General features: G+C 46.0%; 17 protein-coding genes. 9 read left to right on the top strand and 8 right to left on the bottom strand.

Features of this window, described 5'->3' with window-relative positions; genetic code table 11:
• Positions 1-149 precede the first annotated feature (149 nt).
• A complete protein-coding gene (locus tag NC99_RS19530) occupies positions 150-4,799 on the bottom strand; it encodes an HYR domain-containing protein (RefSeq protein WP_053187967.1) in 4,650 nt (1,549 codons plus the stop codon).
• A 1,028-nt stretch (positions 4,800-5,827) separates the two neighbouring features.
• Here NC99_RS19530 and NC99_RS19525 point away from each other — a divergent pair.
• The 6 genes from NC99_RS19525 to NC99_RS19495 all read left to right on the top strand — a co-directional run bounded on the left by NC99_RS19525 (position 5,828) and on the right by NC99_RS19495 (position 11,363).
• Positions 5,828-6,751, top strand: coding sequence for a ketopantoate reductase family protein (locus NC99_RS19525; RefSeq protein ID WP_053187963.1), 924 nt, complete (start codon positions 5,828-5,830; stop codon positions 6,749-6,751).
• Between the two features lie 3 nt (positions 6,752-6,754).
• Entirely contained in the window at positions 6,755-7,465 is a 711-nt protein-coding gene (hxpB, locus tag NC99_RS19520) for a hexitol phosphatase HxpB (RefSeq protein ID WP_082326595.1), read from the top strand.
• A 325-nt stretch (positions 7,466-7,790) separates the two neighbouring features.
• Positions 7,791-8,390, top strand: coding sequence for a DUF5025 domain-containing protein (locus NC99_RS19510; protein WP_157625089.1), 600 nt, complete (start codon positions 7,791-7,793; stop codon positions 8,388-8,390).
• 750 nt (positions 8,391-9,140) lie between these two features.
• A complete protein-coding gene (locus NC99_RS19505; protein ID WP_053187952.1) occupies positions 9,141-9,662 on the top strand; it encodes a cupin domain-containing protein in 522 nt (173 codons plus the stop codon).
• 331 nt (positions 9,663-9,993) lie between these two features.
• Entirely contained in the window at positions 9,994-10,443 is a 450-nt protein-coding gene (locus NC99_RS19500; RefSeq protein ID WP_053187949.1) for an SRPBCC family protein, read from the top strand.
• A gap of 176 nt (positions 10,444-10,619) precedes the next feature.
• On the top strand, positions 10,620-11,363 hold the full coding sequence (locus NC99_RS19495; RefSeq protein ID WP_053187946.1) for a class I SAM-dependent methyltransferase: 744 nt from the start codon (positions 10,620-10,622) through the stop codon (positions 11,361-11,363).
• Between the two features lie 236 nt (positions 11,364-11,599).
• On the opposite strand, the gene NC99_RS19490 is transcribed toward NC99_RS19495, so the two are convergent.
• Positions 11,600-12,391, bottom strand: a complete 792-nt coding sequence (locus tag NC99_RS19490) for an SOS response-associated peptidase (RefSeq protein WP_053187943.1) — start codon at positions 12,389-12,391, stop codon at positions 11,600-11,602.
• 400 nt (positions 12,392-12,791) lie between these two features.
• Here NC99_RS19490 and NC99_RS19480 point away from each other — a divergent pair, with 400 nt between their 5' ends.
• Positions 12,792-13,619, top strand: a complete 828-nt coding sequence (locus tag NC99_RS19480) for an RteC domain-containing protein (protein ID WP_053187935.1) — start codon at positions 12,792-12,794, stop codon at positions 13,617-13,619.
• 353 nt (positions 13,620-13,972) lie between these two features.
• On the opposite strand, the gene NC99_RS19475 is transcribed toward NC99_RS19480, so the two are convergent.
• From NC99_RS19475 to NC99_RS19450, 6 genes are all read right to left on the bottom strand, one after another.
• Positions 13,973-15,109: a glycoside hydrolase family 130 protein gene (locus NC99_RS19475; RefSeq protein WP_053187932.1), complete on the bottom strand. Its 1,137-nt coding sequence runs from the start codon at positions 15,107-15,109 to the stop codon at positions 13,973-13,975.
• 41 nt (positions 15,110-15,150) lie between these two features.
• Positions 15,151-16,629: a RagB/SusD family nutrient uptake outer membrane protein gene (locus NC99_RS19470; protein WP_053187930.1), complete on the bottom strand. Its 1,479-nt coding sequence runs from the start codon at positions 16,627-16,629 to the stop codon at positions 15,151-15,153.
• 26 nt (positions 16,630-16,655) lie between these two features.
• Positions 16,656-19,973, bottom strand: coding sequence for a TonB-dependent receptor (locus NC99_RS19465; protein WP_239684491.1), 3,318 nt, complete (start codon positions 19,971-19,973; stop codon positions 16,656-16,658).
• A 169-nt stretch (positions 19,974-20,142) separates the two neighbouring features.
• Positions 20,143-21,117, bottom strand: a complete 975-nt coding sequence (locus NC99_RS19460) for a FecR family protein (protein ID WP_053187927.1) — start codon at positions 21,115-21,117, stop codon at positions 20,143-20,145.
• A 193-nt stretch (positions 21,118-21,310) separates the two neighbouring features.
• Positions 21,311-22,312 carry a nucleoside hydrolase gene (locus tag NC99_RS19455; RefSeq protein WP_053187924.1) on the bottom strand — a complete coding sequence of 334 codons (1,002 nt, stop codon included), beginning with the start codon at positions 22,310-22,312 and terminating at the stop codon, positions 21,311-21,313.
• A gap of 229 nt (positions 22,313-22,541) precedes the next feature.
• Positions 22,542-23,183 (bottom strand): RNA polymerase sigma factor, encoded by a 642-nt coding sequence (locus NC99_RS19450; RefSeq protein WP_053187921.1) that lies wholly within the window; start codon positions 23,181-23,183, stop codon positions 22,542-22,544.
• A gap of 361 nt (positions 23,184-23,544) precedes the next feature.
• Here NC99_RS19450 and NC99_RS19445 point away from each other — a divergent pair, with 361 nt between their 5' ends.
• Both NC99_RS19445 and NC99_RS19440 read left to right on the top strand, forming a co-directional pair.
• A complete protein-coding gene (locus NC99_RS19445) occupies positions 23,545-23,841 on the top strand; it encodes a helix-turn-helix domain-containing protein (protein ID WP_053187918.1) in 297 nt (98 codons plus the stop codon).
• The coding region (locus tag NC99_RS19440) for a hypothetical protein (protein WP_053187914.1) at positions 23,838-24,593 on the top strand (756 nt) is incomplete at its 3' end. The genes NC99_RS19445 and NC99_RS19440, both read left to right, overlap by 4 nt.

Below are 24,593 nucleotides of genomic sequence, written 5' to 3'. Positions count from 1 at the left end.
ATCCGAATAGGAGCGGGGTAAGCCGTATGAGCGAATAGTTCACAGCCTGTCCGGGATTTTTCGGGATACGTCTGGTCATTGAAAACTCTAAAAAATGGAAGCCAAGGGGGCCGAAGCTTCATTCCGGGAAAATCGAGTGGGGGCCTTCTTTATAACTTTTTGATGATATTGGGACGTGGGGTGACCGTAAGTGTCGTGGTTTGAATGCCGGTTGTGTTATTGTTGCAGTCGGTTAACCAGTAGCTGATGGTGTGTTGAACATCCATGAAAGTCACGCCGTCGCCGGGAAACAAAATATCGCTTCCATAGGTTGACAGCTGTCCGGTACCGGAAATGGGCGATTTGCTTACCGGATCATGTGGGGGAGAGAGGGCCGGCGTGGGGGCAAAATCGATTTGCCAGTGGAGGGTCATGTCGTTGGCAGCACAGCAATTGTCGGCCATATCCGTCAGGTCAAATGTTGTGTCGCCTGCCGGAAAGCGATAGTATTCCGGTCGTCCGGGACTGATATCACCTGTTTCACTGTTGTAAACCGCTTCAAAGATTCGCTCAACGCATGCCGTAATGGGCGCCGGCGGAGAAAATGAGGGGGGCTCGTGATCGCTCACCCTAACCGTTTGGTAGCATTGGGCAAAATTGCCGCAAGAGTCTGTTGCCGTCCAGGTCACCAGGGTTTCGCCCACCGGAAACTGTTCTGGGGCATCGTTGGTGATAACGAGCGCGTCGGTTGACGAGCATCCACCCGTAGCAGTCACACTGCCCAGCGCTACCGGATCCGAAAGGCAGGTTCCTTCGCTGGCTTCCAGGGTCAAATCCGCCGGGCAACTGATAACAGGAGCTTCGCCACATACGTAAAAGTTAAGGCACACTGGTTGGACCAGCCCGCTTTCATCAGCAATAATCAGGGTGACATGGTCTTCTCCGGAGAATCCGGCTTTTGGGGTGTACTGAAAGGTGACGCTGTTGGGAAAGATCTTGTAGCTTTCGGTATTGCCTCCGCCAATAAAACCACTGATGTAGCGCGAGCCTGAGCAGCTTGCAGCATCAATGGTGTGCTCGAACGGTTGCCCGCCGCAAATAGTCGCTGCAAAGTACTCGTAGGTTTTTTCGCCAGTCTCGGGATGAAAAATGTCAATTTTATCCTTGAAACTGGTCAGGTACCCCATGGTGCCGCCGGCCACATCGCCTACAAACTGCGAAGCATTGAAATATTCGTCTGATTCCACAATGTTGTAGTTGTTCATGTCCGACTCGCTAAAAGTCACCGTTGACCAGCCGCCCAGGCCGGGAATGGGTTGCGGGCTGATCCCAAAGTTGGCATAAGGTGTTCCGTTCAGTGTTAAGCTGGCCAGTCCGGCATCTGGAATAATGAAGGTGGTGTTGTTTGTAGGAGCTCCCGGGAACTTAAAAAATTCGATGTACCGGTCGCCACGGCAGCCATCAATGGGACTGGCAATGGCCATGCCGATTTCACCATTAGTCATTATGCTTCCGAATTGGTACACATAGGCCGGTTCGCTGGTTTGAATGTAGTGGTTGCTGAAGTCGGGCGAGGGCATGTTGTAGGTGTGGTATTCGCCGGGGCCGATGGTAGCGACGGGAGTCGTGTTGCCATCAATGAAAATGTGGGTATTCTCGGTGACTCCTACAATAACAGCATAATTCGCCTGGCTGGGGTCATCGTTGTCTTGTCCGCGCGAAATCACATAGTTTGAACCCAGTCCGCAAGTTGGAATGAGCTGGTCGGCTCCTCCGTCGCGCCCGCTGTCAGAGCATTGTCTCGAGTGCTGGCTGCCGCTAACCACAGCAATGGTCCGGTTTGCTGTGACCAGCGACCCGGTTACCGTTTGGTTGTTGTCGTCGTCGATAACCAGGTAAGTTTCTCCGGCATCCAGGGTGATCTGATGGGTGCTGCCCAAACCTTTCATCGGCGTCTTGAAATCGAAGTTCACAATGGTGTTGTCCTCCACGGCCATCACCGAGATGAAGTGGTTTTCCCGCTTGTCGGTATTCGGTTCGCCGCATACATTGGTTTGGCTGGCTACCCGGAACCATTGTCCCAGGGCCTGTTCCCCCTTAATGGTGACCATCATCTTGTTGTTGTCGGCAGCAATCCGGTAAACGACCTGGACCAGTTGATCTGATTCAACAATCAATCCCCGGTTGGTTTCAACTGTGTTGAAATTGGGGGTTTGAACCAGGTCGTAGGTTAAAGGAATCTCCTGGGCTGTTCCCTGGGTGATGGTATAGTTTTGGTTGAAAGTGGTACCATCTGTTGTCCGGATATTGACATTGGCTGTTCCGAAGGGTGTTGAGATTACCAGGCTTGAGGGGTTGGTATACGTGTTGCCGTCGGTTCCATAACTGGTATCCATTTGCCAGACCGGAGGGATATAGTACATCTGGTTGAAGTTGCAATCCAGCTTGTAGGACGGGCTGCTGCAGGGACATTTGGGATCGTTCTCATCCACCAGTCCATCGCCATCATCGTCCAGGCCGTTGGAACAGTATTCACAACGTACATGAATGGTTTGGGTGTCGAACGTGCTGTTTCCGCAGGCATCTGTTGCAGTCCAGGTCCGTGTGATGGTGTAAACGACGGATTCATAGGAATTGTCAAACTTCTGCGTGCTGGTTTCTTCAAAAACAATTTCAACCGGGGAGCCACAGTTGTCGGTTGCTGTGATCTCTGTGTATAACTCGGGAGGCGGAGGTGGATTGGAACAAACCAAGTCCGGGATGTCAGCCGGGATTCCTGACAAAGCGGGAGGCTCGGTATCATCGATAAGAATCGTCGCCTGGCAGCGGGCCCGGTTTCCGCAATCGTCCCAAATTTCATAGGTTTGAGTAATCGTTTCGGGGCAAAGTTCACCATCGGAGGAGGCGCTGATCAGTTGAATGTTGACATCGGAAGCCGAACACGGAAAATTGATTTGTCCCCCGGCGGCAACAAATTCAGTAACCGAATTAAACTGGAACAGGTCGTAATCGCATCGGGTTGCGCTGGGGCACTGCGGCAGGCAGTCCATCACTTCCAATTGACGGCTGTCTGTTACCTGCTGTGGGGCACAGGCATTGTTGCTGGTCACGGTTAAGGTTAAGGTGACCGTTGCACCTGCATCCAACGCATCAGCCAGGTAAGTTGGATGCAGGGTCGTTTCATCCAGCAGGTTTCCCTGCCCGTCATGGGTCCAGAGGATTGTTCCAAACAACGCTGTTGCACCGGTGATTGCTGTGGAACTCCCGGCGCAGACGGTTCCGCTTGCCCCGGCAAGGGCAATAGGCTGGCGGCCAACCGCAACTTCGGAGGTCTCTGAAAGTATGGTTTTGCTGCAATTGGCATCACTCACTGCCGTTAGGGCGTAGGTTTTTGTGCTTGCGGGGCTCACGGCCCAGATGTGGGGACTGGTGTTGATCCCGCTTATGGTCAGGGCGGAAGATCCGTCGGAATAGGTGAGGTCCCAGGGTGGTTCGCCGGTGAGGTTAACAGACAGGGTCGCCGACTCCCCTTCACAGATCATTTGATCCTCACTGCTCCACCAAGCTGCCGGTAACGGGTCGATTGTTATGCTGAAGGGCATTTCCTCACTCGTGCAGGACGCCTCATTGCGAACTTGGAGAACCCCTTGGTAAATTCCGGCGTCAACGCCCTCAGAAATATTGAAGCTGATCGCATCCGGAGTCAGGGGAGACCACTCAATCGGTGTCATTCCCGCGGCTTCAGCTGCTTCATCAAAATCAATGCGATATTCGTCCGGCGAATTAACGGGCGCGTCGTAGGAGAGAACTACCGTGCTGGTACCCTGGCAAACCGTTGGATTTGGTCCCGGACTGATCGTGGGACGCAAACAGCCGGCCAGGGAGAAGGTGGCATTGTCGATCGCCGATAAGCCTGAAAAACTCAGACTGCTCCCGGGTGTTGAGCTTACCGTTGGGTAGGTCCAGCCACCCGCATCATAAACCCCCAGTTGATAGGGCCCGTCGGCAGCAAGACTGGCGGGGAAGGAAAACCGGCCACCCAGGGAGCCAAATGCTACTCCCTGATTGGAAACCGTCCAGTGAGCATCCATGCCGGATTGATCATTCAGCAGTGATCCCGGGAGTGCCGGATATCCACTAGCTGACCGGACTGTTATTGTTCCGCCCTGGCTAATGCTGCCCAGGTTCAACTCTACCGGTAGCTGGTTTGTAGCATCACCAACGGGAAAAAGATAACCGGCAGATCCTGAGTCTTTAATAGCTCTTCGGAATGCTCCCCGGATGTACCCCGCGCTAATGGAAAGCGACCCGATATCAGGATTTGTTAGGTTGACCATCCGGTTTGAACTAGTGCCATCCAATCTGCCCCCTTTCATGGTAAGCACGTTGGTGACGGTAAGGTCATGTTCGCCAAGTGCAAGAGCCGATAATTCGTCTTTGTCCAGGATCAGGTTGTAAAAGGACGACGCTTGTGTGCCGCCAATACGGCTGTCTTCAGCTCCGGCGAAGAGAATGGTGCCGGGTTCTGTCAGGCTGGTTCCGTGATTGATCCAATCCCCGTATAGAACCAGCGCTGAGCCGGAATCAAATTGAAGCGTGCCGTGAATGGTTAGCTGATTGCACTGTGCATTGCTGATGTTAACGCTGATGATCGTACCCTCGCTGATGACAACATCGTCGCTGGCTGTTGGTATTTGCTGAGGTGACCAGTTGTCCGGGTTATCCCAAGCTCCGGATGAAACAGCAGTGATTGGTCCGCTCACGATTTGTGTTCCGGCATTTAACCTGAAACGAGGGGCTCGTTGTGCGGTTTGTCTCATTTTTGAATCAGTCTTTGGAGTAGCAGTTGGCGTTAAATGCGGAGCCCCGGGGGCAACAAGGCGGTTAACCGGGAGGTTTTCGGTATATGCTTTCCCTGTCACGATTGCGCATGGGAATCCAAGGGCAGGCCGGAGAACGACTGTCGCTTGTGGATAAAGCTGTGCGCAAAGAATTTTGCACACCAATAGAAGCAATACGGTTATAGGCATTGTGCCGAAAGTCAACTCACTCTTTATGGTCATCTAAACCTGATTTTCTGCCTTAATGCTTTTCCCTTCTCACATCTCATCGGTTCAAAACCGTAGATATACTACCTGTTCGCGATTTCGGGTATTGTTCCTTTAGAAATGATTTTTGAGGGCATGAATCATGTGTTGTTTCTTTTTTTTGCGTTCATTAAGTTTATCTGTTTATGTGTTAGGTTGTTGTTAGTCAGTTTATTGTGATTTATTGGTTGAAATTTGATAATTGCCTGTCTTGTTCGGTTCGGCCTCCGCTCCCAAATATGTCAGACGATAGGAATCAGGGGCAATTAACAATGTGCCGCTTTATTGTTTATTCGAATTTGGAAGGATACGTAACCCCATTTTTATGATTATTTTATTACAGAAACGTTATTTATAATGGATAGTGGACTAAAAATTCAAATATTGATATGAGTTTAATGAGGCTTTGTTCAATACCTCACTCCTCATCAGGGGCTGCCGAATGCGGGTAGCGGCTGGACAGGATATCTCGTCCGCACCGGATTAGCACCGGATTTTCAATCTGCAATGAAGATGGGAAGTGTTTCGTTTTTAACAGTAACCGCAGTTAAGGCAATTTCAAACCACGGGCAAACTGCTGATGGGGTGTAAGTCTCGACCCTTTTTTGATTAAGAATCAGCGGTAAAAAACATGCTCCCCGTCCCAGTTGCATTTGCTGTGCAACCGGGTTGTGACGGCACCCAATTTACCAGATGAGCAGTTTTATGTTTGCAAAATACAGGTATAAACTTCAATTTTGTCCTCAGCCAAAAGCAAAAACATGAATAAGGGGAAAATCTATATCGTTGGTTCAGGAGCAATCGGAAAAGCCCTGGCTGTTTTTCTGAAAACGGAAAACAAAGATGTTACCCTTATCAGGGGAAGCATCGATGACAGGCCTGCTACGGAAGAACTGATAACCGTGACCAACCAGGAAAATCAGAAATTTCAGCAGAAAATAACCATAACAACCTTCAGTCTTCTGGACGCGGTCAACGGCGTGGTGCTAATCGCAGTCAAAAGTTTTGCAAATACCCGGATTGCCGGGAAACTGAAAGATAAAAAGGGCGATTTTTCAATTGTTTTACTTCAAAATGGCCTCAATATCGAACAGCCATTTGCATCTTTTGACAAGGTATTCCGCTGTGTTTTGTTTTCTACCAGCCAGATGGCCGGTGGAAATAACGTCACCTTTAAAACGGTCACGGCTTCCCCGGTTGGAAGCATAACCGGAAAAAACGGCAATCCGGACGAACTGGTAACCCAAATCAATACACCACACTTTGGCTTTAAAAGCGAACCCAATATTTTAAAATATGTGTGGGAGAAAGTGATTATTAACTGCGCTTTCAATTCCATTTGCCCCCTGCTTGAAACAGACAACGGAATTTTTCACAGAAATACCGAAGCCGGCAACTTGGCGAATACCGTAATTGGAGAATGTGTGGCCTTAGCCGGGACATACGGCATAGAACTCAAGCAAAGAGAAATCGAAGAAAAGTTGCTGCTGATCAGTCAACGGGCAGACGGACAGCTCATCTCTACCTATGAAGATATCCGGAATAAACGGCGGACGGAAATTGAGAGCCTGAACATGGAGATCGCGCGGCTGGCTGAAGAAGCAGGCGTGCAGGAGTTCGTTACTTATACCCGTCTGCTGGGCAAAATGATACAGATCAAATCAAACCTAAACCTGGCCGAGTGACCAATGGTTGACAAACAAGCTCATGGCCACTTTCAACACCAACAGATGGAACAAATGACAAAAAAAAGTGCGATGAAAGCCGTTATTTTTGATATGGATGGCGTAATCATTGATTCCTGCAACTTATGGAAGCAGGCAGAATATGAAGTTTTTTCGTCAGTGGGCGTAAAATTGTCGGATGAACTGTGTAAAATCACAGAAAGCATGACCACAAGCGAAGTAAGCCGGTTCTGGTTTGACAGGAATCCATGGCAAGGCAAATCGTTAGCTGAAATCGAAAAAGCTGTTATAAAACGTGTAGCCTGCCTGGTTGAAGAGGAGGGAAAAGCCATTGATGGAATTGAGGAATTGATCAAGAACCTAAAATTAAATGGATATAAAATCGGCTTAGCAACAAATTCGCCTTCGGCACTGATTCCGGTTGTGTTGGAGAAACTCAAGCTTAAACACTACTTCGACGCTGTTTCTTCGGCAGAGCATGAACTGGAGGGCAAACCCGACCCGTCGGTCTATCGCAGTGTCATCCGAAAGTTAGGGATGAAACCTGGAAGCTGTATCGCTGTTGAAGACTCTTTAACCGGCTTACAGGCAGCCAAAAAGGCTGGAAAGAAAACGGTCGCCCTTGTAAAAGATCATGCTGATTTCCGCGACCAGGCGATCATCGATTGTACAATCACTTGTTACAAAAAACTTGACTTTTCGCTGTTGGGTTAGAAGAAATTAATCCAGTCTGGTATTTCGGTTGTACCACAAAAAATGAAAGCAAGGCTTAACTGAGTGTCCATTTTTTGTTGCAAGTTCATCGCTCTCTTAATAGGGAGCGGCCTGCTAAAGGTTGGCTTGCTCTTTGCCCATATTAAAAGAGAGCCTTCGTGCTTATTGTAAGCTAGAAATAGCATAACCCACTTATCTCCCTTATTTTGAATGAAACTGAATTCTTATCGATTTATGGCTTTATACTGTCTAATTTCATAACTTGCGGCTGGAAACATAATGACAGAGAGGAATTCAAATAAATGAAAGTATTAAAAAAGGAGATATGAGCAGAATAAGAATCAGAGATTTATTTTGTTTGGCAGTGTTGGTGGCAATCGTCGGCTGTGATGAAAAGAATTTGCCGGAGACTAAAGATATCTTAAATAGCTTTGAAATGGAAATTGACGATGTGGTCTGGACGTCCCCATTAATTAATGGGGATTCGTGCTATTCAACCTTCTATTGTGACTATCATGGATTAGAGGACAGCCAGACATATACCATTCATGCAGACGGAAGCCCGGCAGAAACGAATGATACAGGTGCTGATGATTTCTTGCGTCTTCGAATTGCTTTCGTCGAGGGACCTGGTACCTATTATTTAACTGATTCGGAGGAATCGCTTATTAGCTCCTGTGTGCTCTTGATTCGAACACGTAATGGCGAGTCAACCTTTTATCGTAATGTCGAAGGTGATTTTCGAAATGTTGTGACAATTGAAGAAATGATGCCTTCGTACAATTTGAGTATTGACGGAATCCGAGGCGTATTTTCAGGTGTATTGTTCAATATTGATAATCCCAATGATTCAGTTGTGATTGAGAATGGCCACTTTAATTTCGAGTACATGATGGGCACAAATTATTATCGCTGTTCATATTAAAAGCCGAAAAAGAGACTTCGCTCCTCAGCAGCTGTAGAAAGCATTCGCTCCGGTACAGCTCATAAAACTGCATGGGGCCACTGTTTTTTTTAATGGGTATTTCTTTCCTTGTTTTCCGAAAGAACCCTGTCAATCTGGTATACATAACGGAAAAAATTTGCATACGTACGGAAGTAAATTTCCATAAGTACGCACGTAAATTTTCACACGCATGGAAATACAACTACACACGCATGGAAGAGCTACTTACGGTGTGTGAAAATTTGGTTACGCACGTACGCAGGCTTGGCTCGAGACGCACGTAGGTTTTGCCGTAGACGTGCGTAAGCTTGGCTACAGACGTGCGTAGATTTGGCTACGCACGGGTGGAAGCGGGGAGGTTTCCTGGGTTAATCGCGAAACCGGGCCTTTCGAAAAAGTCAAGCTTCTTTTGGGGAAAAGATAAAGTACTTTTCCGAAGAAAATAAAGAAGTTTTCCTCAAAAGATAAAGTACTTTTTCTGACCAGTTGAAGTACTTTTTTTCAAAAGATACTTAGGATTTCCGGAGAAGACTAAGAAGGATTCCAGAGTATGTGGCAAACCCCGTCTTGTCTTCTGTAAAACTGCTGTATCCACTTTCATAGTTTCTTTATAATGTTCGGAGAACTTTGAGCGGGTTGGGAACTGGAGATGCTTCCAGGCTCTGGGATCAGTTAGTGAATGAAGCACAATTGGATCGATTTGATTATTTTTGGTTAAAAAATTGAGTTATGGCAACAATATTAAAATCAGACCAAAGAGAATTTGAAGCGAGCCCGAATAAGATTGATCCATTCCGAATATTCACAGATGCATCGAGAACGAATAGGGGAGTAAACCCTGAAAATCTGAACTTTGATTTAAGACAGTTGAATCCTGACCAATATTCTGCTCCCTATCATTTCCACCGGTACGCAGAAGAATTATTTATGATCGTTTCGGGTTCTGCAACCTTGCGAACGCCAAATGGATTGGAAATTGTCAATAGCGGAGATATCATGTTTTTTGAAAAAGGAGCAACCGGAGCACACCAACTCTATAACCATACGTCCGACCCCTGTGTTTACCTGGACATCAGAACTTATTTGGGATATGATATTGCAGAATATCCAGATTCGGACAAGATCCTGATTGCCCCATCCTTTGAAATTTTCAATAAAGACTCACATGCCAATTATTTTGATGGCGAGACGAACATCAAAGATCAGTGGAATCGACTTAAAAATGAAAACGATCATACCAACCGCGAATAAGCAGCCGTGCTTTCGATTTACATGCGATTGGACTGGACAGCAGCGAGTTCATTGTCGAGCTTCAATCGTGTGGTAGAATCAATGAAAGAGTTCAAATGCTTATCAAAATAGCGGCTGGCGGTATAAAGGTGGCAACGCGCCCGAAACAGCAAATTGTCGTATTTAGCCTGTCGTTTTGACGGAGGTCCACCCGGTGAACATCAGATGATTTGACAACCTTTGTATAGTCAGGTCTAGCCAGAAGTAGGCTGCATGACGGTGGAGCAGCGACCATTGCAAAAACGGGCGGAACCGAAAAGCCAAACGAGTAGGGATACATAAAATTTTCGTTATGACCGACAACAGCGTTTCGTTACACCGGGTTCTCAAAGCGTCACCCGAAAAGGTATATCGCGCATTCACCGATCCATTGGCAATCTCTTCTTGGTTGCCGCCGTATGGCTTTCTTTGTACGGTACATGAAATGCATGTACAGGTAGGAGGTTCTTACCGCATGTCATTTCAGAGTTTCTCGACCGGGAAGGGTCACTCATTCGGTGGAAGATATGTTGAACTCAGACCCAATGAATTTTTGAAATACACCGATCAGTTTGATGATCCGAACCTGCCGGGTGAAATGGTAACCACGGTTTGGTTGCGGGAAGTTTCTACAGGGACCGATATGAGAATCACTCAGGAAGGAATTCCCGCTGTTATTCCGGCGGAGATGTGTTACCTGGGCTGGCAGGAATCGCTGGACAAGCTAATGAGGTTAGTGGAGCCGGAGATACCGGATGCGTAATGACTAATTTGTGCTTTCACGAGCGTATGAATACCAAGAAGTCTTCCTGTTAACTGCCGGAAGACTTTTTGTGTGCCATGATTTTTTTCCGTATGTAGTGTTGGTTAGCGATGGAGGGAACCATTAAATGATGTGCAACCACAAGAGAATGATCCATTAATGACGAACTGAAATTTATGAAGGACAATTTTTCAATTGAATCAGACAACTACGCGAAATACAGACCGACTTATCCAGCGATTTTTTTTGATTATCTGAATTCAATCGTACCAAGCAAGCAGAACGCATGGGATTGCGGAACAGGAAATGGACAAGTTGCTTATGAATTAGCGAAAACTTTTGCCTGCGTTTTTGCAACCGACATCAGCCAGTCTCAAATAAGCCATGCGTTACAGGCAGACAATATCAACTATTCGGTACAGCCAGCCGAAGCAACAAATTTTGAGAAGAATCAGTTTGATTTAATCGTTATTGCACAAGCCATTCATTGGTTTGACTATGAACGATTTTTTGAAGAAGTAAGACGGACAGCCAAACGGGGTGGCATCATCTGTGCGGTCGGCTATGGCAGAATTGAAGTTTCCAAACAAATAGACCAACGGATCAAACACTTTTATCAGGAGATAATCGGCGCTTATTGGGACAAAGAACGAAAATACATTGACGAACACTATAATACGATTCCATTTCCATTTAACGAAATCCAGGCCCCACGGTTTGTAAACAAATTACAATGGACCAGGGAGCATTTGCTTGGGTACTTAAACATGTGGTCAGCTGTCAGACACTATATCAGGCAGAACGGCCACAATCCAGTAAATCAATTCGAACACGAACTGGATGGCTATTGGGACAATAGACAAACAAAAGAAGTTCGCTTTCCTCTAATGTTGCGAATAGGACAACTTGCTGACTTCTAGCATCATTGTGTAACAACTGCTTGCTGTATACTTGAACAAACAAGCCAATTGGGGTTGCAGCATATCAATTAACAAAGCATCTACCAACGAAGTACAAAAGGAATTTGCCAGATGATAAAACAATAATCAAAAAAACATCAGGGATGAAACAAGCTTAGTAGTCGAATAGCCACTCAACTGTTTGATTTTATAAGAGTTCACCTGTATCCTTATGGTGCCGGCTGAAATCCTAATGATTAAAATAATGTTCCCTGGTCATGTTCTGGATCAAGTTCCGGATAACGAAATTCCTGATCTGAAATCGGATCATTTCCAACGGCTTCTTTGCCACGGAGCCTGCGCACGGTATGCGCTTGCAGTTCTGAATCGGTGTATGGTTTTACCAGGCCAAGGATCTTTTCTTTCTCTGCCTCCGATTCCACGTTTTCTGTTAGCCAGGTGTCGATGGCATCATCCGGAAGAATAAGCGGCATGCGGGGGCCTTTCAACTTCGGATTATTATGAATCCGGGCCAGCAAATCGTTGCCACGGGCGGTGACAATCGAAAAGGTGGTCAGTTTTTCGCCCGTTTCTTTGTCTTCCCATTCCGACCACAGGCCTCCCAGCGTCATCGGCTCGCCGTCGGCCCGGTGAATATAATAGGGGTAAGTTTTCCCTTTGAAATGGTAATGTTCAAAAAAACCATCAATACAAATCAGGCAGCGTTTTGCCCGCGCCGAATATTTATACGACCAGGTTTCAAACATGTCTTCGCCACGGGCATTCAGCGTTTTGTTCCATACCTGTAGCTGTTTGTCTTTATCCTTGGTGCTTTCCGGCACGAAACCCCAACGGGCCACAACCGGGTCATGGGGCTGATCTTTTGTGTAAATTAACACGGCAGGATGATCAAATCCCGTGGTATGGTGCAAATCTTTAACACCGAGCTTCAGTAATCGTTCGGTTAATATCCGCACCGCTTCCTTGTCCCGGCGGTGATGGGCCCGCTTCAGCTGGGTGATGACCTGCGCTTTAAAATCATAACACATAACGATGTCCAAGTTTATATTCTTAGACTAAAACAGTCTGCGGGAAATGAAAGTTTATAGTTGGCTGTGGTCATACCTTGAAACGAGCTGGCAGTGTTTAAAACGCTCGCAGCTACACCACTGTTTTTCCGGTTTTCGATTCCTTTGTTTTCATAGCAAAGCCATCGCGGCATTCCCAGACTTTTTGCTGGTAGTGCCAAGCAAACAGTCCAAAGAGTAAAATTACACCCAAACAAATCGATACAATCTCAATTAACTTCAGTTGCAAACTGAACGTCCTCCCTGTAACGCCAATCATTTCAGAAACGGCAGTCGAACTGGCATAGTCAAGTACTGCCCGTAGGTGATGATTTTTGATTCTTGTACCCGTAAACTAAATTCATTCAGCATTCTTTTTAGTATGGAAGCGTATTCCCACATTATCATCGAGTTGGAAAGAGATTTGGAGCAAGTTGCATTGACTTCTGATCATGTGTTGAACACCACCAGGCAGAGCATTCGAAGATGTAAGGCGGCCTTGGTCAAATTAAGGCGGATGGTTCTTGCCCGGGGATTCCCGGATCAGGAATCGGAAATCCGCTTTTTTAAGGATGTTAAACCAGCGGTCTCCAGCAAACTCATCCACTACCAGACTGTTTTTGCCATGGAGAGCTGGCGCCTTGAGCTTGATGACAGAAGGCAGAAAAAATATTTTCAAAGGGAGCAAAAGAAGATTCTGAAGTTCATGAGACAGAACCGGGGAATTGTTCAATACTACCGATGCGGTCACAATCATCTGGACGAAAAGTACTTTTTGCGAAATAATGAAGCAGTCCCGCTGGAAGTGGAAGGCATCCTTTCGCTCATGGACGGGGATTTCTGCACTTGGCATGATCATACCTTTTCCACAATTATGGCGAACGAAATGCTGCTTCATTACATCAACAATGAAATGGAGAAACTGGATCACCCGGAACGAATTGAACTGCCCAAAGCCTTTCTGAGATGGACGGGGAGTAAGATTGATGTCTATGAGCTTCTGTATTCCATCTACCTGGCCGGTTCTGTTAACGATGGGAAAGCAACCATCATTGACCTGGTCAGGGCTTTCGAGTGGATGTTTCATATCGATTTGCAAAAGGGAATTTACGACACTCAAAGTGATTTGGAGAAAAGGTCCGACCCGGTCAAATACCTTTCACACCTGGTGGCGGTATTGCGCCGAAGGATTAATCACCGTCTTAAATAACCAGAGAGAGTGGGGGATACTTAAACTTAGCCCTGCACCGAAAAAACAGAATGCTAGCAGGGAATCGTCTGGGGTCATTAGGGACAAAGAAACGTACTCTTGAGTGTGCTTCATGAAATGTTAGAAGTACATGGAATAAAATACACTACTCAAGCTAAAGTATGTTCTGGCCTGGTAAGGTCAACAAAGACCCTAACCAAAATGAGTTTTGTCTGATTCGATACACGGCAAAGCCCCGGGAGTAGAAAATTCCCGAGGCTTTTTATCGCTTCGATTTGACAGGTTCAAATCAATTGGAACGCAAAGAAACCCAGCTATCTTCCTCGATGACAAGAGTAGCTTAGCTATTGCTTTCAATCAAGCTTTCCATCCGACTCGGCTACTGCAATTTTCGAATCGGCAGTGCCATAGTACAGTAGCCACTTATTCTTGAAAAAAGCCAGGCCTTCCACAAAGCAGACGTTATTGACCTGCCCGGTAATTTCAAAGGGCTGGTCGGGGGTGATGAACCATTCGTCCATGCGCTGTAAAACCACAGTCGGATCATTTTTGTCCATCAAAATCTGGCCGGCGGCATAAGTGCCCGGTGCCAGGCTTTTGTCTCCAAACGTCGGACTGTTTTTACTATTGTATATTAGGAGAATGCCTTCGTCAGTGATGAGGGCGGGTGGTCCCGGCTCAACAAGTTCACTGTCGAACTCTCCCTCACGTGTGGAGAAGACAATTTGAAAGGCTGTGTCGTAATGACGCATGGTATCCAGCTGCATTTTCTGCGGATCGGTTTCCAATAGCGGAGACCAATCAATCAAATTATCGGACGTTGCCATGTAAATGTTTGATTCGCCCCAATACATCCAGTATTTGCCATTGATTTTTGTGGCAATCATGCGTCCGTTTTCCTGCCGGCTCACAATCGAACCGGCTTTTGACCACATATCGACAAATTGGTCTCCCGCCTTCTGGAACACGGATCCATGTTTTGTCCATTGCCTTAAATCGGTTGAACTGGCGACAAAAAGCCGGGCCTTGTCGCCGTCATAAGCGGTGTAAGTCATGAAATACGTGCCGTTTTCATCTTCAACCAGGCGCGGATCTTCGCATCCACCCTCCCACTCGTACTTCAAGAACTCATCATGATCGGGGTATAAAACAGGTTTCGCTTCTTTGTGAAAATGATAACCATCAAGACTGTAAGCCAAACCGATCCGAGAGGTGCCATTGTATTTTCCAATCGTATCTTCGGCCCGGTAGAGTAAAAACAAAGTGTCGCCTTTTACCGCGCTGGCTGGGTTAAAAACATCTTTTTCCTCCCACTGGACTTCAGCCTCGCGCACCGGACAGTAAAAACGGATGGTATCGGAAGGAGTTAAACACGGATTCACGTCCAGGTTCTTTGTAAAAGGCACTAAAAAAGTGGTCGTCTGTGCTGGCTTCTGGACACTGCACTGCGCAAGGAAAAAAAGGACGGCTAATAAAAATAAGGTTCTCATGTTTTTAAATTATGTAATAAATAAAATTAAAAAGATCAGGATCAATACCCTGCATTTTGCGTGATGCTTCCGCCTGATTTATCAATCTCTCCCTGTGGAATGGGATACAAGTAGTTGTGGTCTTGGAAACCACGCGAACCAAGCACATCCTTTGCGATTCCCCAACGCCTCAAATCATTGTAGCGGTGCGACTCAAAGCCTAGTTCCACCCGTCGTTCGTGGATCAACCAATCTTTAATCACGGTGGCGTCAGTTTCATTGACATTCCTGTCGGGCAAGGTGCCTGTTGGAGCTGTGCCCCCGCTTGCCGTAACCGAATTACGAGCCCTTTGTCTGATCGTGTTGATTACCCCGACAGCTTCGGCTGGTTTGCCGGTTTCCAAAAGTGCTTCAGCTTTCCAGAGCAAAACATCGGCCCAACGGATATAAATCCGGTTGCTCGGCGAATCGTCGTTGCCTTTGTTTGTTCCGTCCAGGGTGCCCAAAAGTTTGTTTACATTTTTTGCATCAATATCTACCGTGTAAAACAAGCGCGGGTCATTGGCCTCAAATGCTTCGACAAAATTTGCTTCGGGCGCAACAAAGCCCCACCCAATCAATGCACACAGGCCATTTCCCTTTTGAGGTGTTTGAGAAGATTGGTGGTCATAAGCAAAAATCACTTCGTCATCAGCAAATTCCTGAGCCACACTAAAACAGTCAAAATAGTTGGCATTTAGCTGATAAAAACCAAGGGTTTCCAACTCACCGACCAGGTTGATCACTTCCTGCCAATTTTCATTAAACAGCGCGACTTTAGCTTGCATGGCAATGACAGCGCCTTTGGAAGCACGCCATTTTTCAGCTTCAACCGAATATTTGCTGTTTGGCAGCAGTCCCTTTGCATTGGCCAGGTCGCTGGTTATTTGTGCCCAGACCTCTGCCTGATCAACCCTGACCGCCACTTCGTAAGCTTCCTCGAAAGAAGCCAGCGGCGTCAGCAGTAAAGGCACATCACCGAACACGGTTACCAAATCAAAATAGTAGAAGGCACGTAAGAAATAGGATTCACCCAAAAGGCGGTCTTTTAATGATGGATCCATGTTCAGCTTGCCCATCATTTCGTCATCGGTCAAATAACTGATTGCCGTATTGGCACGGGAAATCCCTTCATAGTCGTAGCTCCAGGTACCGTTAAAACCGCCGTTAGACGCAACAAAACTGAAGTTGTTAAACTGGTCCATCCAGGCTTGGTCGCCATCGGGGTTCCATTTTTTTTGCATATCATCTGAAGCAATATCGTGCAAAATGAAGTCATTCCGGGTCACCGTACCATCATCCCATCCCCACTCGCCGATAATGTTTAACGTACTTGAAAGTAGTTGGTATGATGAACTCACAGAATAGTTTACGCTGGTAGTTGTCGGCTCCAGGTTCACCTGCTCCGGGGTCAACAATCCAATTGGGTCTTCGGTCAAATAACCTTCGCAACTCACCAAGAATAAGGTTGCGAGAAGGAATATGTTATGTTTCAATTTCATATCTGTTTATTTTTTTGATGGTTTGATTAAAAGCTGAGATTAACTCCGCCAATGAATGAACGCGACTGCGGATAAGTGCCCATGTCCATCAGGTCGGTTGATTCCGGGTCTAGACCGCTGTAATCAGTTATTGTAAATACATTTTGAGCTGACACATACAACCTGATGTTCTTCAAGCCAAATTTGCGAATGTTTGACCATGAATAGCCCAACTCCACGTTCTTCAGGCGCAGAAATGAAGCATCTTCAACGTAGATACTGGAAATCTTGCTGCTACCATTATCGGTGAAACTAACACGCGGCCTGCTGTTGGTTGATCCTTCGCCGTCCCAACTGCCGAGTATTCCTGTGGTGTAGTTGAACGGGCGTGTATCGTAATCAACAATCTTTTTCGAATCGTTGTAACGATCCACCTGTCCAATTCCCTGAAAGAGGAAAGACAGGTCAAACCGTTTGTATGATCCGGAAAGGTTTAGCCCATATAAAATTTCAGGATTGGGATCACCAATAAAATCGCGGTCGTTGTCATCGATTTTGCCATCAGCATTTAAATCCTTGAAACGGATGTCGCCCGGAACCACTGTTGGGTTGGCTGTCTCGAAAAGATGTTCTTCAATTTCAGCATTATTCTGGTAGATCCCTTCAAAAACATATCCGTAATACGCGTTTAGCGGTTGTCCAACTTCAGTCCGGGTAACCTGGCCAACCATGCTGGGCAGGTTTGGATGCAATTTTTCCACCTTGTTTCTAACGGTGGAAAAGTTGGCATTGACGCTATACTTAAACGCCCGTTCACTGTTTCGCAGGGTCACGCCAAATTCAAGCCCTTTATTGCTTACCTCTCCCGCATTCACAATGGTTGGCTGCACGTCGCCAACAATTTTTGGCAACGAAATGGGCAGCAAAATATCGGTGGTGTTTTTTTGGAAATAATCAACTGACAGGTACAGTTTGTTTCTGAAAAAGCCGGCATCGACACCATAATTGTACTGCATGGTGGTTTCCCATTTCAGGTCGGAATTCCCATATCTGGAAATCAAATATTTGTCACCGTCTTTTTTGATAAGGGTGAGGTAGGCATAATTGTCAATTTCCTGGTTGCCAAGTTGGCCAACGCTTGCCCGGAGTTTCAGGTCGGAAAGCCAGTCATATTGCGCCATGAAGTTTTCTTCAGAAAGTTTCCATCCTGCAGAAACCGAAGGGAAGTAGCCCCACTGGTTATCTTCGGCAAAGCGTGATGAAGCATCGGCCCGGAAGTTTGCCGTGAGCATGTATTTTGAATCATATACATAGGTGGCCGAGGCAAAGAATGACAACAATGCCCATTCTGAGCCTGAGCCGCCATTCCACAAATCCTGTTCGGTACTACCAAAATCGATGTACCTGAATTTTTCTGTGTCGTATTCGTAACGTCTTCTGGATGCATTGATACTTGACGCATAATTGGTGATAAACTCGCTTCCAACTAAAGCGTTAATGGCATGTTTTCCGATGGTTTTGTTCAGGTTCAACGTATTGTTCCACGATACTGTCAGCACTTCGCCTCGATCTTCATTCAATCCGTTTGGTCGGTTTTGGCGGCCTGTGCCTTTGTCAACCTCGCTGCCGCCACCATCATCATCTCCGAAGTTTCGGTAGAATGCCTTGTTGTGCGTGAAATTCAAATCAATGCCAACACTGGTTCTAAACTTCAGTGATTTATCTTTTAAGAAATACACTTCGCCATAAAGATTGCCAAAGGTCTTGAAGTTGGATCGTTTATCATCAGTAAAATAGGCCAGCGCGACTGGATTTTGGGTCCACTCGTATTTGTCGCTTTCCCATCCTCCGTTGTCGCGGTTATTGTGAAGGTAGAAAGGCAAATCGGTAAACGGGTCACTTTCCGAATAGCTAGGGTCGCTTGGGTCTTTATAAACAGAAAGAACCGGTGGACGCAACAAAGCATGACGGATGATGCCCGGAGCATCGCCTTTGGACGACAATTTATCCTGGGCGGCGTAAGAAAGTTGCAGGTTGGTCCCGATTTTAATCCGGTCGGTCAAATCAGCATTGATATTGGTCCTAAAGTTATACCGTTGGTATTTGTCGTTGTCAAAAACAACAATTCCATCCTGGTCGAAATAGCCGGCGGAAATCAGGTATTGCAATTTTTCGTTGCCACCGCTGGCTGTAAGCTGGATATTCTGCGAATAGCCTGGCTCAAATACCTCATCCAGCCAATCGGTATTGGCAAAATCTGCTCTTCCTTTGTCCGCAGTATAGGGATTTGTTCCGCTGTACCCGGCGTTGTTCCATGCCTTTTCGACAACGTTGACGTATTGCGCCGTGTTTAGCATGTTAGGTAAGTTTACCGCATTTTGAACGCCGCGGTAGTAATTGACATCAAATACGGACCGACCTTCTACACCGCTTTTTGTTGTGATGATGATGACCCCAGCGGAAGCACGCGACCCGTAGATTGCAGCAGCAGAAGCATCTTTCAGGACTGTCATCGACTGAATATCAGCCGGGTTTAAAAAGCTAAGCTCGCGGGTGGGCACACCGTCAACGATGTACAGCGGGTTGTTGTTTCCAATTGTTCCCTCACCCCGGATGCGGATATTGATTTCATCGCCGGGAGCACCGGTGCTTTGGCTTACTTGCACACCAGCCACCTGCCCTTGCAAGGCCTGTGACAGATCAGCAACACGGCGCTTTGACATGTCGTCAACATTGACAGGTGATACCGCACCAGTCAGTGTTGATTTTTTCTGAACAGAGTAGCCAACCACAATCACTTCATCCACGCCCACCATTTCTTCTTCCAGCACCACGTTGATGACTGTTTTTCCGGCAACTGGTAATTCCTGCGCCCTCATTCCTACAAACGAGAAAACCAAGGTCGCGTCACCAGGAACATTGTTCAACGAATAGTTTCCATTCTGGTCAGTTATCGTTCCCTGCACGGTGCCTTTGATAGCGACCGTTACGCCAGGAAGCGGTTCGCCGGAAGCGTCAGTCACTCTACCCGTCACCGTTACATTTTGTTGCGCATTCAAGCGGTCCGTCTTACCATAAAGCATGATGAGCCGGTCGGATATTTCGTAGGTGATTCCTGAACCATCAAACAAGGACTTCAGCGTATTGTCAATACTTTGATTTCGCAAGGAAAGATCCACTTTTCGATCCAAATCAATGAATTCAGAACTGTAGGCAAACCGGTACTTACTTTGGGTTTCGATGGCCTGCATCGCTTCGCGAACCGCAACATTTTGCAATTCGAGATTGAGCTTGGTGTTTTGACCAAACGAACTTGCAGTTACCTGCAGGAGCCCGGTCAGAAGAAAGATAAACGTTAACCGCATAATTCTTCCCGTTTTAGATTTAACAAATGGAGACAAGAATCCCCAGATTCCTAATTTTTTTTTCATAATTTTGAACTGCATTAAAAGGTTTATAAAATTGTCATCTATCAATGACAGGCTTGACCTCAGGAAAGTGTTCCCGCACTTTCCTGTTTTTTTTTAGACATGTTTAGCGATTCATATACTTGAGTTTAATGATATTTCCTTCTTGCTGTGCCTTGACTGGCGAAATCCGCTCAATTAGATAAAGTACCTCTGACAAGGATTCCCCGTCGATGCTAAACGTATAGGGGAGGTCTTTCACCAACGGATCAACTTCAAATTCCTGGTTGTATCTCCGCTCCAGTTTAACGACCAGTTGCTCCAGCGATAACTCGAAAATGTTCAGTGTTCCATCTTTCCACGAAGTATATTGCTCCGGATTAACTTCCAACGTTTGAATGGTGTTGGTCTTTTTATTGAAAACGGCTAACTCAGCCGGCTTCAGGCTCGTTATAAATTTATTTGCTGCCGATTGAATTTCAACACTCCCCTCTTCCAATACCACATTCACCTCATTCAGGTCGTCGTAATTGGAAACGCCAAACTGGGTGCCGGTCACTTTCACTTTCAAGGATCCCAAATCAACAATGAACGGATTCTTATGATTCTTGGCCACGTCAAAATAAGCTTCACCCTGAACCTGAATCGCCCGGTTTTGGATTCCGTAGTGGTTATTGTAAGTCAACCTGGTATCCGCATTGATCCAGATTTTACTTCCGTCGGGCATGGTTACCGTCGACATCTGCCCCGGTTCCGTATGGATTTCAGTAAGCTGAAGTGCGGTATTGAAATAGCTATTGTACACGAATACGCTGCCTGACAGACCAATCACCAATAACGCAATGGCAGCATACCGATACCAGTTCAACATGCGTCCCGACCGCTTCAATTGGTGTTTCTCCTTTAAACGCTCATGCAGAAGAACCTGCCCCATGTCTGATGTTCGTGTTTCCCGGCTCAATTTCCGTTCTTTCCACCACCGGGCTTTTTCCAAATCAAAAACCTGTTGGTGTTCTTCGTCCCTTAGCCAGTCAAGCAAGGCTTGCTGTTCTTTTTCTGGCAGTTTACCTTCTAAATATTTTTGTATTTTCTCTTTCATCATCGATTACCCTTTCATCATTAATACACGGAACATCAAAAATCCCTACCTCAACCACTTTTTTTTAACTCCTTTTATTCAAAAAATCAGCACCAGAGAACTTCATTAACGAAAAAGAACTCCGGTAAACTTTTGTGATCGTGCAGGGAAATAGACTTTTAGAGAAATTATGCCCTTATCTGCACATAAGAATTCGCTACTTTTGAAGCGTAATAGGCCCAGACAACAGACTATCAAATACCGCGGCCACATTTTCCGGTTTGATCCCTTCTTTGAAGCTGCTAACATATTGGTGAAAAGGATTGTCCGGTTGAAGACGCCACATCATTGTGCCGTCCTCAAAAATATGGTTGTAACCTTGTGTGTTCAATTGAAAGAACTCATGATACCCCCGAACGGCAATATAGACAGCGATTAGATCAGCGCTGTGATGCCAATCTCTGTTCCAGCTTTTTAGGAAAATAGCATATGCCCTTGAAATAGGGTTTGAATCAGGAGGAAAATTAAAGGTCACTTTGCCGGTTGGTATTTCATCAGCAAATGCTCCGCCGCCAGTGAAAATAATCCGAGTGGGCCAATCTTTGCTCACCAATAGAACGGCTGCCGGATCGGGTTTGAAATTTCCCCACCTTGCTGGATTCTGTTCTAAAGGATAGCGCCCCCCCATACAAATTAGATGTTTTACTTTTTTTTGGATCAGTTCTTTACCGCTTAATGGGCTGATGTCATCAGGATAGCTCTGCAAAAGATAAGACAGGTTGGTCAGATAGCCAACTGTGACAATGACGACACTTGTATCAGGTTGTTCCGTCAAGATTTTCCGATAAAGAGCAAGAGCATCAGGTGATTTTTCACCCAAGCCAATATCCTGCGGGAACTCTTCTGAAACAATTTTCGCATAACTTGAATTTCGGTATACCCCCAGTGTCTTTACTGCGCCAATCGGAATATCAGGACGTCCACAAAAAGTATTAATCGCGTCGGTAACAGGAACTGCCCAAGGGTTGAGGCTACAAACCATCGTCGCCAAAATATCGGCCTCCCCCTTATTGGCCAGCCCATGCAGCATAGCCAGAGCGCCAACATCGTCAACATCCGATTCCATGTCAGTATCGAAAATAATCTTAACGGGCTGGGCCACTACCCCCAAAGCCCAAAAACTTAAAATAGCAATGATGTAAAACTTTCTTAGCTCCATAAAAATTTATCTCTTGGTAATTGATAGACTCCAGTATGACTTTGAGCAAGTTGATGTGCTGTTTTGAAATGGTGATGCAAGCCATTCAAGCAAAGCGGCTTGCTCTTTTTCCGGAAGGTTCCCTAATAAATATTGGTGTATTTTCTTCTTCATAAATGAATACCCTTTCATTATCAATACACCGGATATCAAAAATCCCTACCCCCCTGGAGAAGATTCTTGGCCCAGCCTAACTTAGCATCATCAGAATGAGTAAGGAAAGTTCGGGGAACCGAACCAATAGGTCCTGCCGCAGGTTATTTTTGGCTTTGGCCAGATTTTTTTCCACGGCTTTCAGCGAAATACCCAATTCGTCGGCCACTTCTTGCTGTCGCCGCCCCTCAATCTTACATTTTACCAGGATTTCGTTTTGCCTTTCAGGAAGTTGGTCTATGGCATCTTTCAAGGCTTCGAACAATTGCTCTTCTAAGGTTTTGTCTTCTTTTCCCGAAAAATCAATTTGATACAAATGCTGCAGCTCACTCCAGGAGTATTCATCGAGAGAGAACGACTCCACCGCCATTTTTTGATCACGAATATGATTCAAACATTGATTTCGGATGATGGTAAACAACAGGCTTTCAACTGACCGATCCGGTTTGATGAGCAGTCGCTTTTCCCAAAGCTTCACATAGGCATTCTGCACTAAGTCTTCAACCAACACCTGGTCTTTGATAAAAATATGGCAGTAGTTCTTTAAACGAGCGGCGGTTAGCGAGTACAACAAATCGTAGCTCGATGGTTCTCCGTTTTTAAGGCCTTTATTTAAAGATTGGTCAATCATGGTGTCGTGAAAAGCCCCGCAATTTAGAAAAAAAGCACAAGTTTTCATTCTGATACCTGGATGTGTTTCTCGAATAAAATCTATTTATCAACAAAAAGAAATGGACCATCTGAGATTAAATACTGGTGAAATATCTCACTCATTCATCCTTTACAAGCCTGATGGATTTTCCAGATCTCTTCGAACAAGTAAATTATAAAAGGTCCGATCCTGTCAAATACCTTTCGCGCCTGGTGGCGGTATTGCGCCGACGGATCAACCACAGGCTTAAATAACTGGAGAGGGTGGGGGATACGCAATAAATACTTAACCATATAAATACCCACGTGGGTTTAGGTGGGGTATAATTTTACTTGAAAGGGTGCAATTTTGGGATTATTCAAAATCAATCATTTAAAATTAAATTGTTATGCCAACAGAAATTGTAACCACCGATGATTTGCGGGAATTTAAAATTGAGCTCCTGCAGGAGTTAAAGAAGATGCTCAAGGAGCACCACGGCCAACCAGCCAAAAAGTGGCTCAAATCCTATGAAGTGCGGGAACTGCTGGGCATCTCCCCGGGGACGCTTCAGAACCTTCGGGTTAACGGAACCTTACCCTATACCAAGATTCATGGATCGATGTTTTACGACTACGAGGACATCAAACAGATGATGAAGGAAAACCAACCGAAAACATTGTCCTCTTTTGATCGTTTCCGATGAATTACATCGCGCATCTGAATGCCTTTTTTGACCGGGTTTCCGGTGACGGACGGCTGACAGCCTATCATATCAGCCTGTATCTGGCGCTGTTCCGGCAATGGAATGCCTGCCGGTTCAGCGAGCGGTTTGTTATATCGCGTGCCGAGATGATGGACCTGGCCCGGATCGGTTCGGCCAATACCTATGCCCGGTGCATGAAAGAACTTACCGACTGGGGCTATATCCGCTACAAGGCATCCTCCAACCTGCACCGCGGCAGTGAGGTGAGTTGCATCCGGCTTGATACGATGAACGACTTGTCTTTTGATACTGAATCTGATACCGGTACCATAAATGATACAACCGAAAGTGGCCGTGAACATCAATTTTCACCAGATGAGAATTCTTCCGGTATCATTTCTGAGACAGCACCCAATACAGGAACAAAGACTACTGGTGGTACCGGTCCTTCAGCCGATCTTAAAAATGATACCGCTGGCGATACAGCAAACGATACCAGTCTTGAATCTAAGAAGGCAAGGAATACCGGAGATGATACTTCAGAAAATACCGGTACTTCATGCGATATCAAAAATGAGACTTCAGGCAGTACAGCAACTGATACCGGTACGGCTTCCAGTCGCAAAACTGATACGGCAACCGATACCGGCAACCGTAAAAATGATCCTGCTGATACTGAATCTGATACCGCAACTGATACAGCAAGTGATACACCTCTTATAAGATCGGAAGTTTTTACGTCTTTTTTTTTT

The organism is Sunxiuqinia dokdonensis (assembly GCF_001270965.1).
Classification (GTDB): Bacteria; Bacteroidota; Bacteroidia; order Bacteroidales; family Prolixibacteraceae; genus Sunxiuqinia; species Sunxiuqinia dokdonensis.
The sequence above is the reverse complement of the archived record's forward strand: the minus strand, read 5'-3'. Positions and strand labels throughout refer to the sequence as shown.

What these genes read in the sequence shown, in the direction of transcription:
- NC99_RS19530 (WP_053187967.1), bottom strand. Translation starts at nt 4,799, where the DNA reads ATGAGACAAACCGCACAACGAGCCCCTCGTTTCAGGTTAAATGCCGGA.
- NC99_RS19525 (WP_053187963.1), top strand. Translation starts at nt 5,828, where the DNA reads ATGAATAAGGGGAAAATCTATATCGTTGGTTCAGGAGCAATCGGAAAA.
- hxpB (WP_082326595.1), top strand. Translation starts at nt 6,755, where the DNA reads ATGGTTGACAAACAAGCTCATGGCCACTTTCAACACCAACAGATGGAA.
- NC99_RS19510 (WP_157625089.1), top strand. Translation starts at nt 7,791, where the DNA reads ATGAGCAGAATAAGAATCAGAGATTTATTTTGTTTGGCAGTGTTGGTG.
- NC99_RS19505 (WP_053187952.1), top strand. Translation starts at nt 9,141, where the DNA reads ATGGCAACAATATTAAAATCAGACCAAAGAGAATTTGAAGCGAGCCCG.
- NC99_RS19500 (WP_053187949.1), top strand. Translation starts at nt 9,994, where the DNA reads ATGACCGACAACAGCGTTTCGTTACACCGGGTTCTCAAAGCGTCACCC.
- NC99_RS19495 (WP_053187946.1), top strand. Translation starts at nt 10,620, where the DNA reads ATGAAGGACAATTTTTCAATTGAATCAGACAACTACGCGAAATACAGA.
- NC99_RS19490 (WP_053187943.1), bottom strand. Translation starts at nt 12,391, where the DNA reads ATGTGTTATGATTTTAAAGCGCAGGTCATCACCCAGCTGAAGCGGGCC.
- NC99_RS19480 (WP_053187935.1), top strand. Translation starts at nt 12,792, where the DNA reads ATGGAAGCGTATTCCCACATTATCATCGAGTTGGAAAGAGATTTGGAG.
- NC99_RS19475 (WP_053187932.1), bottom strand. Translation starts at nt 15,109, where the DNA reads ATGAGAACCTTATTTTTATTAGCCGTCCTTTTTTTCCTTGCGCAGTGC.
- NC99_RS19470 (WP_053187930.1), bottom strand. Translation starts at nt 16,629, where the DNA reads ATGAAATTGAAACATAACATATTCCTTCTCGCAACCTTATTCTTGGTG.
- NC99_RS19465 (WP_239684491.1), bottom strand. Translation starts at nt 19,973, where the DNA reads ATGCGGTTAACGTTTATCTTTCTTCTGACCGGGCTCCTGCAGGTAACT.
- NC99_RS19460 (WP_053187927.1), bottom strand. Translation starts at nt 21,117, where the DNA reads ATGATGAAAGAGAAAATACAAAAATATTTAGAAGGTAAACTGCCAGAA.
- NC99_RS19455 (WP_053187924.1), bottom strand. Translation starts at nt 22,312, where the DNA reads ATGGAGCTAAGAAAGTTTTACATCATTGCTATTTTAAGTTTTTGGGCT.
- NC99_RS19450 (WP_053187921.1), bottom strand. Translation starts at nt 23,183, where the DNA reads ATGAAAACTTGTGCTTTTTTTCTAAATTGCGGGGCTTTTCACGACACC.
- NC99_RS19445 (WP_053187918.1), top strand. Translation starts at nt 23,545, where the DNA reads ATGCCAACAGAAATTGTAACCACCGATGATTTGCGGGAATTTAAAATT.